This window comes from Pseudomonas sp. S2_F07 (genome assembly GCF_054668325.1).
Genome location: NZ_CP162758.1, coordinates 3577337 through 3591015 on the forward strand (window position 1 = coordinate 3577337; position 13679 = coordinate 3591015).

General features: G+C 60.7%; 13 protein-coding genes. 5 read left to right on the plus strand and 8 right to left on the minus strand.

Going from position 1 to position 13679, the window contains the following annotated elements; all coding sequences use genetic code 11:
- Window positions 1–61 precede the first annotated feature (61 nt).
- The 3 genes from AB4O40_RS16200 to AB4O40_RS16210 all read right to left on the minus strand — a co-directional run bounded on the left by AB4O40_RS16200 (window position 62) and on the right by AB4O40_RS16210 (window position 3343).
- Window positions 62–988, minus strand: coding sequence for an SdiA-regulated domain-containing protein (locus tag AB4O40_RS16200; RefSeq protein ID WP_409078175.1), 927 nt, complete (start codon window positions 986–988; stop codon window positions 62–64).
- Between the two features lie 256 nt (window positions 989–1244).
- Window positions 1245–1910 (minus strand): fumarylacetoacetate hydrolase family protein, encoded by a 666-nt coding sequence (locus tag AB4O40_RS16205; RefSeq protein ID WP_409078176.1) that lies wholly within the window; start codon window positions 1908–1910, stop codon window positions 1245–1247.
- Between the two features lie 38 nt (window positions 1911–1948).
- Complete coding sequence (locus AB4O40_RS16210) at window positions 1949–3343, minus strand: FAD-binding oxidoreductase (RefSeq protein ID WP_033052123.1); 1395 nt, start codon at window positions 3341–3343, stop codon at window positions 1949–1951.
- Between the two features lie 205 nt (window positions 3344–3548).
- Here AB4O40_RS16210 and serA point away from each other — a divergent pair, with 205 nt between their 5' ends.
- Window positions 3549–4778, plus strand: a complete 1230-nt coding sequence (gene serA, locus AB4O40_RS16215; RefSeq protein WP_007976393.1) for a phosphoglycerate dehydrogenase — start codon at window positions 3549–3551, stop codon at window positions 4776–4778.
- 61 nt (window positions 4779–4839) lie between these two features.
- Here the strand turns inward: serA and AB4O40_RS16220 are convergent, their stop codons facing one another.
- A complete protein-coding gene (locus tag AB4O40_RS16220) occupies window positions 4840–5265 on the minus strand; it encodes a DUF4399 domain-containing protein (protein WP_056726436.1) in 426 nt (141 codons plus the stop codon).
- Between the two features lie 135 nt (window positions 5266–5400).
- Between AB4O40_RS16220 and AB4O40_RS16225 the strand changes: the two genes are divergently transcribed.
- Complete coding sequence (locus AB4O40_RS16225) at window positions 5401–5991, plus strand: transporter substrate-binding domain-containing protein (RefSeq protein WP_056726435.1); 591 nt, start codon at window positions 5401–5403, stop codon at window positions 5989–5991.
- A gap of 122 nt (window positions 5992–6113) precedes the next feature.
- Here the strand turns inward: AB4O40_RS16225 and AB4O40_RS16230 are convergent, their stop codons facing one another.
- A complete protein-coding gene (locus tag AB4O40_RS16230) occupies window positions 6114–6599 on the minus strand; it encodes a 2-thiouracil desulfurase family protein (RefSeq protein ID WP_056726434.1) in 486 nt (161 codons plus the stop codon).
- A 2-nt stretch (window positions 6600–6601) separates the two neighbouring features.
- Window positions 6602–7234: a 2OG-Fe(II) oxygenase gene (locus AB4O40_RS16235; RefSeq protein WP_056726433.1), complete on the minus strand. Its 633-nt coding sequence runs from the start codon at window positions 7232–7234 to the stop codon at window positions 6602–6604.
- A gap of 108 nt (window positions 7235–7342) precedes the next feature.
- Between AB4O40_RS16235 and AB4O40_RS16240 the strand changes: the two genes are divergently transcribed.
- Entirely contained in the window at window positions 7343–8095 is a 753-nt protein-coding gene (locus tag AB4O40_RS16240) for a DUF2059 domain-containing protein (RefSeq protein ID WP_056726432.1), read from the plus strand.
- A 76-nt stretch (window positions 8096–8171) separates the two neighbouring features.
- On the opposite strand, the gene bipL is transcribed toward AB4O40_RS16240, so the two are convergent.
- Window positions 8172–9119: a phospholipase BipL gene (gene bipL / locus AB4O40_RS16245; protein ID WP_056726431.1), complete on the minus strand. Its 948-nt coding sequence runs from the start codon at window positions 9117–9119 to the stop codon at window positions 8172–8174.
- Between the two features lie 96 nt (window positions 9120–9215).
- Here bipL and AB4O40_RS16250 point away from each other — a divergent pair, with 96 nt between their 5' ends.
- Both AB4O40_RS16250 and AB4O40_RS16255 read left to right on the plus strand, forming a co-directional pair.
- Window positions 9216–9797: a DUF6436 domain-containing protein gene (locus AB4O40_RS16250; protein WP_056726430.1), complete on the plus strand. Its 582-nt coding sequence runs from the start codon at window positions 9216–9218 to the stop codon at window positions 9795–9797.
- Between the two features lie 103 nt (window positions 9798–9900).
- A complete protein-coding gene (locus AB4O40_RS16255) occupies window positions 9901–12300 on the plus strand; it encodes a penicillin acylase family protein (RefSeq protein WP_460154722.1) in 2400 nt (799 codons plus the stop codon).
- A gap of 144 nt (window positions 12301–12444) precedes the next feature.
- Here AB4O40_RS16255 and AB4O40_RS16260 read toward each other — a convergent pair whose 3' ends face one another.
- Complete coding sequence (locus AB4O40_RS16260) at window positions 12445–13410, minus strand: GlxA family transcriptional regulator (RefSeq protein ID WP_460053846.1); 966 nt, start codon at window positions 13408–13410, stop codon at window positions 12445–12447.
- Window positions 13411–13679 lie beyond the last annotated feature (269 nt).

Below are 13679 nucleotides of genomic sequence, written 5' to 3' on the forward strand. Positions count from 1 at the left end.
CTTTTGATCTTTAGCTATCAGTCAAGAGATCGCAGCCTTCGGCAGCTCCTACACAGAGGCACTACCTCTGTTTTTCGAAGCGATAAAACAGGTTCGGTTCACTCACCATGTACAGCGTGCCCGCTTCATCCATGGTTACGCCTTCGGCACGGGGAATGGTATTTTTCAGACCGTTGAAGCCACGCAGCAGGGTAATGAAACTGACCTGCTCACCCTTCTTGTCCAGCTCCAGCAGCAGGTGCGAGTCAGCGGACAACACCAGCATGTGGCCGGTCCGTGGATCGACGGCCAGGGCAGACAGGTTGCGCATGTCCAGTGCATGGCTGGCCAGCTTCAGCTTGTCGCCGGTCAGGACCTTGCCATCACCTTTCCAGGCGAACAATGCCGGCGGACGCTCTTCGCCCAGTAGCAGTTGCTGATTGCTCGGGTCCCAGGTGACAGCCTCGAACGCCTTGTTCTGGTCTTTGGAGGGTCCGAGGTCGTATTTCGGGAAGTCGGCCATATCCAATTCGCGGGTATCGGCATCGACCTTGACGATAGCGATCAGATGCTCTCGCTCATCGACAATGGCCAGCCGGCCGTCGCCCAGCACGGTGATGCCCTCAGGGTTGCTCCAGCCGACCAACGGCATTTTGCGCAGCACATCGCCCTGCAAGTTCAATTCGACCAGGAACGGGTTCTTGCCCATGACCGAAAACAGGGTCTTGGTCTGAGGGTCGTAGGCCACGTCCGATGCTTCATCCTTCTCCATGCCCGGCAACGGCTTGGCATCGATCACCGCCCGATAGCCCGGAAGCCAGATACTCGCCTGACGCTCGGCCGGACTCTTGAATTGCTCTTTCACCCAGAGCACGCCACGAGAATCCCAGTGCATGGCAAATGCGACGCCGTAGGCAACAACCGCCACCAGCAGCAGCCAGGTGTGCCAGCGCAGGGCGAAGCGCGAACGGCGAACAGGTTCAAGCGTGGAAAGAGGAGGAGTGGCCATCGAGGAATGCGTTCCAGAAATTCAGGCTAGGGTAATAGCACAGTTTGGGGCCGGCTCAGAGGCCAATAGCCCTGAAATTATCCAGACTGGATGTGAAAAAAACGGGAAATGCCAGGGTGAGCCTTTTGAAGACCACGGAAAAATCAATGTGGGAGCGGGCTTGCTCGCGAAGAGGGTGTGTCAGACAACACTTATGTCGACTGTCACGCCCCCTTCGCGAGCAAGCCCGCTCCCACAGGGTTTGGCGGTGCCTGGACTAGCGAACGCTGCTGGTGAAACTGCTGGCGCCGGGCAATTCCAGAACGATCTCGTCACCGACGTTCAGCGGACCAACGCCCACTGGCGTGCCGGTGAGGATCACGTCACCAGCCTGCAGCGAGAAGCAGCCGGCCATGTGCTGGATCATCGGCACGATCGGGTTGAGCATCGCGCTGCTGTTGCCGTCCTGGCGCACTTCACCGTTGATGGTCAGGCGAATGCCGATATCGGTCAGGTCGGCAAAGGTGCTGCCGGACACGAACGGAGCAAGCACTGCCGCGCCGTCGAAGGACTTGGCGATTTCCCAGGGCAACCCCTTGGATTTCAGCTCGGCCTGCTTGTCGCGCAGGGTCAGGTCCAGGGCCGGAGCGAAACCGGAGATGGCGTCGAGCACTTCTTCACGGCTCGGCTTGGTCGACAACGGTTTGCCGATCAAGACCGCGATTTCCGCCTCGTAATGCACCGAACCGCGCTCGGCCGGAATGCTGAAACCGCCTTCCAGCGGCACCACGCAACTGCCCGGCTTGATGAACAGCAGCGGCTCGGTCGGCACCGGATTGTCCAGTTCCTTGGCGTGTTCGGCGTAGTTACGGCCGATGCACACCACTTTCCCCAACGGGAAGTGAATGCGCGTACCGTCGACATACTGGTGCTGATAGCTCATTACCGACTCCTGCTTCGTTGGCTCTTAAAGTTCGAAAATCAAACAGCGAAAATCTTGCCCGGGTTCATGATGCCGTTCGGGTCGAACACCGCCTTGACCGCCTTCATGTATTCGATCTCGACAGGCGAGCGGCTGTAGGTCAGGTAGTCACGCTTGGTCATGCCCACGCCGTGCTCGGCGGAGATCGAACCGTTGTACTTCTCGACGGTTTCGAACACCCACTTGTTGACGGTCGCGCACTTGGCGAAGAACTCATCCTTGCTCAGGTTATCCGGCTTGAGGATGTTCAAGTGCAGGTTGCCGTCGCCGATGTGGCCGAACCAGACGATTTCGAAATCCGGGTAGTGTTCGCCGACGATGGCGTCGATTTCCTTCAGGAATGCCGGGACTTTCGATACGGTGACCGAGATGTCGTTTTTGTACGGTGTCCAGTGGGAAATGGTTTCGGAGATGTATTCGCGCAGCTTCCACAGGTTCTGCAGCTGGGTTTCGCTCTGGCTCATCACACCGTCCAGTACCCAGCCCTGCTCGACGCAGTGCTCGAAGGTTTCCAGGGCGTGGTTGGCCACTTCCTCGGTGGTCGCTTCGAATTCCAGCAGCGCGTAGAACGGGCAATCGGATTCGAACGGCGCCGGCACATCGCCACGAGCCATGACTTTGGCCAGGGCTTTGTCGGAGAAGAATTCGAAGGCGGTCAGGTCAAGCTTGCTCTGGAAGGCGTGCAGCACCGGCATGATCGAATCGAAATCGGCGGTACCGAGGACCATTGCAGTGAGGTTTTTCGGTGCGCGGTCCAGGCGCATGGTCGCTTCGACCACGAACCCGAGGGTACCTTCGGCACCGATGAACAGCTGGCGCATGTCGTAGCCGGTGGCGTTCTTGATCAGGTCGCGGTTCAGTTCCAGAACGTCACCCTTGCCGGTGACCACTTTCATGCCGGCGACCCAGTTACGGGTCATGCCGTAGCGAATCACCTTAATCCCGCCGGCATTGGTGCCGATATTGCCGCCAATCTGGCTCGAACCCGCCGAAGCGAAGTCCACCGGGTAGTACAGGCCTTTCTCTTCGGCGACGTTCTGCAGGTGCTCGGTGACCACGCCCGGCTGGCAAACGGCCGTGCGGTCAGTGAGGTTCACGTCGAGGATCTGGTTCATGTAGTCAAAGGACACCACGACCTCACCATTGGCCGCCACCGCTGCTGCGGAAAGACCGGTACGACCGCCGGACGGCACCAGCGCCACCTTGTGTTTGTTCGCCCACAGGACAATGGCCTGGACCTGCTCGGTGGTCTTGGGGAACACGATGGCGGTCGGGGCCGGGGCGAAATGCTTGGTCCAATCCTTTCCGTAAGCATTCAGGGAGTCGGCATCGGTCAGCACCTTGCCAGGCTCAACCAGGGTCTTCAGCTCTTCAATCAGGGCAGGATTGGTCATCGACAGAACTCTCGAACAATTCATGGTCATCCTGAGAACGCTTCACGTCGCAGGAATGAGTGTTTAGCGGGGTGCATATGCTAGCATAACGACCCCGCAGGATAGTGCCCAAGGGCTGTTCTGCGGTGACGGCTTTCCTGCCGTCCGGGTCAGCATCTGCTGGCTACTTCCTGCCATTTTTTCTCCGGGACACAGGTTTACGCAGATGAGCAAGACTTCTCTCGATAAGAGCAAGATCAAGTTCCTTCTTCTCGAAGGCGTCCACCAATCGGCTGTCGACGTCCTCAAGGCGGCGGGCTACACCAGCATCGAGTACCTCACGGGTTCTCTGCCGGAAGCCCAGCTCAAGGAAAAGATCGCTGATGCTCACTTCATCGGCATTCGCTCCCGCACTCAACTGACCGAAGAGATCTTCGATCACGCGAAGAAGCTCGTGGCTGTAGGGTGTTTCTGCATCGGCACCAACCAGGTCGACCTGGACGCGGCCCGCGAACGCGGCATCGCGGTGTTCAACGCACCGTACTCCAACACCCGTTCCGTAGCGGAGCTGGTGCTGGCCGAAGCGATCCTGCTGCTGCGCGGCATCCCTGAGAAGAACGCTTCCTGCCACCGTGGCGGCTGGATCAAGAGCGCGGCCAATTCCTTCGAGATCCGTGGCAAGAAGCTGGGCATCGTCGGCTACGGCTCGATCGGCACTCAACTGTCGGTCCTGGCGGAAGGCTTGGGCATGCAGGTGTACTTCTACGACACCATCACCAAGCTGCCATTGGGTAACGCCACTCAGGTAGGCAACCTGCACGAGCTGCTGGCGATGTCCGACATCGTTTCGCTGCACGTTCCGGAAACCGCCGCCACCCAGTGGATGATGGGCGAGAAGGAAATCCGCGCCATCAAGAAAGGCGGCATCCTGATCAATGCCGCCCGCGGCACCGTGGTCGAACTGGACCACCTGGCGGCAGCCATCAAGGACAAGCACCTGATCGGCGCGGCCATCGACGTATTCCCGGTGGAGCCACGCTCCAACGACGAAGAGTTCGAAAGCCCGCTGCGTGGCCTGGACAACGTGATCCTGACCCCGCACATCGGCGGTTCCACCGCTGAAGCCCAGGCCAACATCGGTCTGGAAGTGGCGGAAAAACTGGTCAAGTACAGCGACAACGGTACTTCGGTATCGTCCGTGAACTTCCCGGAAGTGGCCCTGCCGGCTCACCCTGGCAAGCACCGCCTGCTGCACATCCACGAAAACATCCCGGGCGTGCTCAGCGAGATCAACAAGGTCTTCGCCGAAAACGGCATCAACATCTCCGGTCAGTTCCTGCAGACCAACGAGAAAGTCGGTTACGTGGTAATCGACGTCGACGCCGAGTACTCGGATCTGGCGCAAGAGAAGCTGCAACACGTCAAAGGCACCATCCGTAGTCGTGTGTTGTTCTGATCACGACCTGAGCGACAAAAAAGGGAGCCTTCGGGCTCCCTTTTTCATTCACGCAACAACGTTACTTGACGTTGACGGTGATCTTCTCGGAAACGATCGGCGGATCGAACGGCATGTGGTTGCTATCGCCCAGTTCCAACTGCAAGGTGTGCTTGCCCGGCGTGAGCGTTACTTCAGCCTGGGTCTGCGCGTTGCCGAAATGCATGTGGTTGGCATCCTTGGGAATCGGCGCACCGGCGGCGGGCAGCTCGTCGACATCGATCAGCAAGTGGTGGTGACCGGTGTTCTTGGTGGTATCGCCCGCCGGTGCCAAGGCAACGTTCTCGACCGCGAACTTGACCACGACCGTCTGGGGAACCGTCGCGCCATCCTTGGGAGACACGATGGACACTTCGGCGCCTTTCGGAGCCGGCGTTGCAGCACTGGCCAGCACCGAAACACCCATCAACAGGCCAGCCAAAGCAGCACGTGACATAAAGGTTTTCATTCTCTTCTCCAGTTTTTCCGTAAAATCCGCGTGACCATGACAACTTCATGGCCATTCGTTGTCGAAGGCACTCGACAACCATAGCAAAGCGAGCCTGAATCAGAGGGTCGCGATAATAAATTCAAAGGAGTGACCATGCGCTTTCTGCCTGGCCTGATCTGCCTGCTACCCCTTCTGAGCCCTTTGGCTCATGCCGAACTGATTGATGACGTCAACGACCGGGGCGAATTGCGCATTGCCGTTGAAGCCAACACTCCCCCGTTCAATTTCAAGGATGACGATAAGCTCACCGGCTTCGAAGTCGAGCTGGGCCAACTGCTGGCAAGTGAACTCGATGTCCGGGCCGACTTTGTCGTCACCGACGGCAGCGATCTGCTGACCGGCGTCGAAAGCGGCAAATACGACATCGCTATCAACCACATAGCAGTGACCCCGGATCTCAAGGATCGTTTCGACTTCAGCGAGCCTTACATTCAAACCCATGCGCAACTGATCGCGCAGAAAGAAGAGCCGCGCTCCATTTTGCTGGTGCAATCGCTGACGCAAGAGACGCCCAAAACCAACCCGGCCGTGAGCCTGGCGATTCCGTTCCAGAAGGGTAATCCGGCGTTCCATGCCAGCCTGGAAAACGCCTTGCAGCGGATCAAGGATGACGGACGACTGCAAGCGCTGGAGCAGAAGTGGTTGGGGGCGGATGCGGGTGTGGTGCCGAAGCTGCAGAACTGAAGTAAATGCAGAACCTGTGGGAGCGAGTTTGCTCGCGATGAGGCCAGTCCAGTCAACATTGATGTTGGATGTCAGGCCGCCATCGCGAGCAAGCTCGCTCCCACAGTGTCTTGTGTCGCTCGTTAATCGAGTGTTGCCAACGCCTGCGCCGCCTGCGGCAACTCCAGCTCACTGAACACCTGCACCCCGTGGCGTTTGAGCAGTGCCGCCGTCACGCCCTCGCCACTGACCTTCACACCGCTGAACGTCCCGTCATAGGTCAGCAGATTGCCGCAGGACGGGCTGTTGGCCTTGAGGACGGCGATGCGGATGCCGTGCTTTTGTACCAGCTCCAGTGCCTGATACGCCCCCGACAGAAACTGCGAACTGACGTCCTCACCCTCGGTGGTGATCACCAACGCCTGGCCATCGAGGACTTGCACGCCCTGCCCGCCTGGAATTTCCGCTGCCGCCCGAGGTGTTGGCAATCCACCGGCCACCTCGGGGCACAACGGCACGACCCGCCCCTCATCAAGCCACTGCTGAAGCTGATCGAACGGCCCGCTGGCCCCGCCGTCGTAACGGACGCGGTGGCCCAACAGGCAGCGGCTGACGAGAATTTTCCGCATGATCAGAACGGCTCGTTGCCGCGCCGGCGGAACCAGCCGGTCAGCGACAGGCGATCCCGGGTCGCGGGCAGGACTTCATGGGGAACCTCTCCGGAGAGAAACACCACCAGGCAGCCGCCTACAGGTTGCACGTCGTGGACGCGATCATTGTCGAGGTACATGCGCAACTGGCCGCCGAGTTCGGGAAGCCAGGCGTCATTGAGGTAAACCACCGCCGAAACCATACGCCGGTCGTCATCGCGAAAGCGGTCGACGTGCTTCAGGTAGAACGCACCGGGCGGGTACATCGCAAAATGGCTTTCGAAATCCTCCAGGCCGAGAAACAGACCGCGATTGATCGCCTCGCGCAGGCTGTTCATCAAACTCAGGTAGCTGTCGCACGCCTCGGCCTGGCCGGGGTCGATCCACTGGATATGGTCGCCACGAATCCCTTCGCGGATCTCCGAAAACGGTCCACGGCCGACGGCGGCCGGAGCCAGTTCACCCTCGGCAGCACGTTTGCGACACTCGGCCGCCAGCGCCCGGGTCAGATCCAGAGGCAGGAAAATATTCTGCTGCGACCAGCCGTGCTCGGCCAGGTCGTCGACGATTCGTAGCAGCAGCGGGTGATCAGAGGATATTTGCATGGCGCGCATAGTATTCCTGTGCCCGGAAATCCGACAGAGCCGCGCAGCGGGTTGATACGAATTCTCGACAAGCAGGAGTGCCGCACGGAGAATAGTCGCCTGCTGACAGGAGTCCCTATGCGCCGTTTGCTTTTATCACTGCTGATGTTCTGCGTTATGCCCGCCTGGGCAGACGGCCATGACCTGTTGTACAAGGTCGCCGGCTGGCCGGAACAACGCGCGCATTTCAGCGACGCCCTCTCGGCCGCTCAGCAACGCTACCAGGGCAGCCTGCCTCCAGCGGTATTTCAGGCACTGGTCAGTAACAGCAATCAGCGTTTTTCCGCCCAGGCCATGGACCAGCGCGCCGAAGCGCAATTGCGCAAGAACCTCGCCAACCCCAAGCCCGCGCTGACGTTTTTCCAGTCACCCCTGGGCAAGAAAGTCGTCGCCGCCGAGCTGCTGGCGACCCGTCGCGACCAACTGGCGAAAAACGCCAAGGGCCTGCCGAAGATGCAGGCCAGTGACAGCCGCATGCTGATCATCGGCCACCTGGCACAAGCCCTGCCCGCACGCGAGGCCGGCGCGGAAGTCAGCCTGGCGATTGCTGGCGTCGCCGCCGACAGCTTGAGTTCGATGATCCCCGGGTTGCTCGGTGCCGGTCAGGCCCAAGGCATGCTCAACGGCCAACGCCAGCGCCTGATGGACCAGATCGGCAGCGACCTGAACAACACGCTGCTGTATGTCTATCGCGACCTGTCGGACAACGAACTGGAAGAGTTCGCGACCTTTGCTGAATCTTCGGAAGGCCAGGCTTATTATCAAGCCGCATTGGCAGCAATCCGGGCAGGGTTGGCGGTGGGGCAGAGTAATTCGAACCTGACCCAGTAAAAAAGATCGCAGCCTTCGGCAGCTCCTACAAACGTTCGGTAGGAGCTGCCGAAGGCTGCGATCTTTCGATCTTGACTCATCGATATTGCCGGCTCATCCGCCTGGTCAAGAACCCGAAATACTCCTCTCGCATCACCAGCGTCTCATTCGCCAGATGATGCCGCGCCTCGGGAAGCATCAGCACCTGCGGCCGATCAAACTTGCCCCGCAACACTTCCAGGTTGTGTTCCCAATCCACCGTCATGTCGGCCTGCCCCTGCACGATCAGCGGCCGGCGGGCACTCACGGGAGCGGCCTCGATGCGCTTGATCCAGCGCGCCAATGCGCCCACCCAGGCCGTCGGCAGACGCAGCGGCTGCAACGGATCGGCTTGCAGGAACGGCAGAAAGGCCGGGTCGCTGGAGTTCTCGCTGAAACGTCGGGCGATGGCTTTGACGAAAGGCTTGAGCAGGTAATAACTCAGCTGCGACCAACCCCACGCCCGCGGCCGCACCAGCGGCGACAGCAGAATCACCTGCCCCTGGGCCGGGCTGCTCGCCCCCGCATTCAACACATGATCGATCACGATCGCCCCGCCGGTGCTCTGCCCGCACAGGTGCCACGGCTGCGGCAGGTCGAGAGACTGCGCCTCACTGAACAGACCTTGCAGCGTGTCCTGGTACTCGGCGAAATCCTTGATGCTCGCCCGTTCGCCACTGGACAAGCCATGCCCCGGCAAGTCGCAGGCAATCACCGCAAAGCCCTGGTCCAGCGCCCATTCGATCACATGCCGGTAGAGCCCGGTGTGGTCGTAGAAACCGTGGATGACAAACAACGTCGCCTTTGCCCGCTCGGGCCACCAGAACTGGCTGACCAGCTCATAACCGTCGACCTCGAATCGCCCAAGGCCACTGCGCACCTGACGCGAGGCAAAATCCAGCCCGTAGAATCGCTGGTAAGCCTGCGCCTGCGCCGACAACGGCTGCCCGGCCGCCAATGGCAGCAGGCTTGCACGTAGAAAATCAGGGTCGAAAGTAGCCGGCATGGACGATTCCAGAACGTGAAACGGACTTTATAGGCCTGCGATATTCATCTGTCGCGGCAAGCATGGCAAGCTAGCCGACCTTCGAGGATTGAACCGATGCGCTCGCCCCTTCGCGCCACCCTGTTTGCCAGCCTGCTCGCCGTGGTGTGTGCCGGCGCATTGTGGGCGGCCTACGACTGGTTCCAGGGGCGTTACCTGCGGGCGTTCAGCGAGCACACCGCGATGTTTTCCGGCGATCCGCTGCGCCTTCCCGAATCCCTCGCCGGCCCTGGCGCCATCCGCCTTGTGCATTTCTGGGACCCGGCCTGCCCGTGCAATGTCGGCAACCAACAACACCTGACCGAACTGGTCGAGCGCTACATTCCCCATGGCGTGGAATTCTATGCCGTGCAAAAACCCGGCAGCCACGGCCAATTGCCGGGCACCTTGAACAGCCTGAAAACCATCGACGTCCTGCCCGGCTCCGAACAGATCCCCGCCAGCCCGGCCGTGGCGATCTGGGATCGCAGCGGCAAACTGGCGTATTTCGGCCCCTACAGCGAAGGCCTGACCTGCAATTCGAGCAACAGCTTTATCGAACCGATCCTGCAAGCGCTGGATGAGGGACGTGCGGTGAGTGCCACGCACACACTGGCGGTGGGGTGTTACTGCCCGTGGCTTGTCGAGCCAAGCAAATAGGGAAAGACGCAGTAATACGAATCCCTCCTACGGGCGATGCGCCAAATCGGCGCAACGTGTTACACAGTGGCGCCAGGAATCACAATAACAACAAGGAGTCTCCATGAAACGCAGCCTGACCGCTCTCGCTCTGTTGATCGTCATGCTGGCCGCCGGGGCCGGTTGGTACCTCTACAGCAAGCAGCCGTCACGCCAGGGCATGATGGAACTGCAACACCTGCAAGGCTCCGTCACCGTGCGCTACGACGAGCGCGGCGTCCCGCACATCCGCGCCGACAACGAAACCGACCTGTACCGTGCCCTCGGCTATGTGCATGCCCAGGACCGCCTGTTCCAGATGGAAGTCCTGCGTCGCCTGGCCCGTGGCGAACTGGCCGAAGTGCTGGGGCCGAAACTGCTCGATACCGACAAACTGATGCGCAGCCTGCGCATTCGCGAACGTGCCGAAACCTACTTGGCGAATCTCGACAAGCAGTCGCCCTCCTTCATCGCCATGCAAGCCTATCTGGACGGCATCAACCAGTATCAGGACAGCCACGCCAAACCCGTGGAGTTCGATGTGCTGGGCATTCCAAAACGCCCGTTCACGGCCCAGGACACCATCAGCATCGCCGGCTACATGGCCTACAGTTTTGCCGCGGCATTTCGTACCGAACCCTTGCTGACATTCGTGCGCGATCAACTGGGGCCTGAATACCTGAACATCTTCGATCTCGACTGGCAGCCAAAGGGCGTGCTCAACGGGACCGGCACACCCTTGGCCAGCGCCGACTGGAAAGACCTCAACGCCCTCGCCCGCCTGAGCGAGCAAGCCCTGGCTGACAACGGCCTGCCACAGTTCGAGGGCAGCAACGCCTGGGTCGTCGCGGGCAGCCGGACCCAAAGCGGCAAGCCGTTGCTGGCGGGTGATCCGCATATCCGTTTTTCCGCGCCGTCGGTGTGGTACGAAGCACAGCTCTCGGCGCCGGGCTTTGAACTCTACGGCCACTATCAGGCCCTGATGCCGTTTGCCTCCCTGGGCATGAACAGCGACTTCGGCTGGAGCATCACCATGTTCCAGAACGACGACCTCGACCTGATCGCCGAGAAGGTCAACCCGGACAACCCCAATCAGGTCTGGTATCGCGGCAAATGGGTGGACATGACGACCAGCGAGCAGCAGATCGTGGTCAAGGGCCAGGCGCCAGTCACCCTGGTGTTGCGCCAGTCGCCCCACGGCCCGATCGTCAACGATGCCTTGGGCAGCGGCGCCGGCAAAACGCCGATTGCCATGTGGTGGGCGTTTCTCGAAAGCCAGAACCCGATCCTGGAGGGCTTCTACCAGCTCAATCGCGCCGATACCCTGGCCAAGGCCCGCAGTGCCTCGGCAAAAATCCAGGCCCCGGGCCTGAACGTTGTCTGGGCCAATGCCAAGGGTGACATCGGCTGGTGGGCGGCGGCGCAATTGCCTAAACGCCCGACGGGTGTACGCCCGTGGTTCATCCTCGACGGCAGCACCGCCGAGGCGGACAAGGACGGCTTCTACCCGTTCACGGCCAACCCCCAGGAAGAAAACCCGGCCCGGGGCTACATCGTCTCGGCCAACTTCCAGCCAGTGTCGCCGACCGGCATGGAGATTCCCGGCTACTACAACCTTGCCGATCGCGGCCAGCAACTCAATCGCCAGCTCAGTGACAAAGCGGTCAAATGGGACCTGGAAAACAGCCAGAAGCTGCAACTGGGCACCACCACCGCCTACGGCCCGCGCCTGTTGGCACCACTGTTGCCAGTATTGCGCGAAGTGGTGAGCGGTCCCGCCGAGCTCAAACTGGTGGAGCAACTGGCCCAGTGGCAAGGCGATTACCCCCCCGACTCGACCAGCGCCACGCTGTTCAACCAGCTCCTGTTCAACCTGGCTGACGCGACGATGCGCGATGAACTGGGTAACGACTTCTTCGAAACGCTGCTCTCGACCCGGGTGATCGACGCCGCGCTCCCCCGCCTGGCCGCCAGCGCCGATTCACCGTGGTGGGACAACCGCAGCACCCTCGGCAAGGAAACCCGTGCCGATACGGTGAAGGCCGCCTGGCAAGCCAGCCTCGCGCACCTCAAGAGCACACTCGGCGCCGACGCCTCGCAATGGCAGTGGGGCAACGCGCACACGTTGACCCACGGCCATCCGCTGGGGCAGCAAAAGCCGCTGGACCTGTTCTTCAATGTCGGCCCCTTCGCCGCACCGGGCAGCCATGAAGTGCCGAACAACCTCTCGGCGAAAATTGGCCCGGCACCCTGGCCCGTCACTTATGGCCCCTCGACCCGACGCCTGATCGACTTCGCCGACCCGACCCACAGCCTGACCGTCAACCCGGTCGGCCAGAGCGGCGTACTGTTCGACAGTCACTATGATGATCAGGCCGAGGCCTACATCGAGGGGATGTACTTCCAGGCGCATCTCAATGATGAAGAAGTCACGGCCAACACGCGCAGTACGTTGAAGCTGTTGCCGGCGCGGGCTGTGCCATAGATTTTGCTGGCTGGACCGGCCCCTTCGCGAGCAAGCTCGCTCCCACAGGGATCTGTGTCGAACACAAATTGTGTGAACACCAGAGAACCCTGTGGGAGCGGGCTTGCCCGCGAAGGGTCCCTCACAGGCAATAAAAATGTCAGCTCAAACCATCGCCGCAAAATTCAACCTGAACTGCTGCGGCGTCACCCCCAATCTACGATTGAACACACTGCGCATATGCTGGGCATCGCGAAAGCCGCATTGATAGGCCACGGTCTTGAGCGGCGCGCGGGTACTTTCCAGCAGCGTCCTCGCCGCATCCACTCGCGCACGCTCGACGAACTCGGCCGGGGTGATTTTCGCTTCCCTGGCAAACACCCGGGAGAAGTTCCGCGCGCTCATGTTGGCGGCATTGGCCAGGTCGGCGATCGTCAGGTCGCCCGTCAGGTTGGCCAGCACGTAATGCTGCACCATCGCCACCGCTGAATCCGTTTCGGCGTGCGGCGTGAGGAACGGACTGAATTGCGACTGCCCGCCCGAACGCTGGGTAAACACCACCAGCCGCTTGGCGACATTCAGCGCCACTTCCGACCCGTGATCCCGACCCAACAGATACAGCGACAGATCGATACCCGCGGTGACCCCGGCCGAGGTGAACAGCTCGCCGTCCTCGACATACAGTCGATCCGCCTCCACCCGGGACGTGGGACACAACACCGCCAGATCCGATGCGTCCTGCCAGTGCGTGGTGACCGTGCGCCCCTCCAGCAATCCGGCCCGGGCGAGCATGAACGCGCCATTGCAGATCGAGCCAAAGCGCTTGGCCCGGGCACAGGCATCGCGCAACCAGCCATCGAATGCCATACCGAAACTCATGAACGGCAACTGCAGCCCGCCGGCCACCAGCAACAGGTCGTATGGCTCCAGCGCCTCGCTGAAATGCCGATGGGCATTGAGTGCCAAACCGTTGGAGCACGCCATCATCCCGCGCTCGACGCCGATCACCTCCAGACGATAGTGATCCTGCGGGGCAAGGAAGCGATTGGCCTCGGAAAACACATCCATGGGACCGGTGACATCCAGTGACTGGACGCCGGCGAACACCACGATGGCTACGGTTTTCTGCATGGTTCAAGTTCATCCTCAACGTTGAAAAAAGATCGCAGCCTTCGGCAGCTCCTACAGGTGAGCGCAATGCCATGTAGGAGCTGTCGAAGGCTGCGATCTTTTCTAGCTGCTCACCAGCAACCCTAGCCAATCCACACATAACAAGCGAGGTTGGCGCGATATGCACGCTCATTGGCCGGGATCGCAGCCATGGATCGATTGTCCGGTTTCGGGGGCCGGAACAGACTGAAACCCTCAGCGCCGCCAAGGCGTTCACGACGAGGAAAACT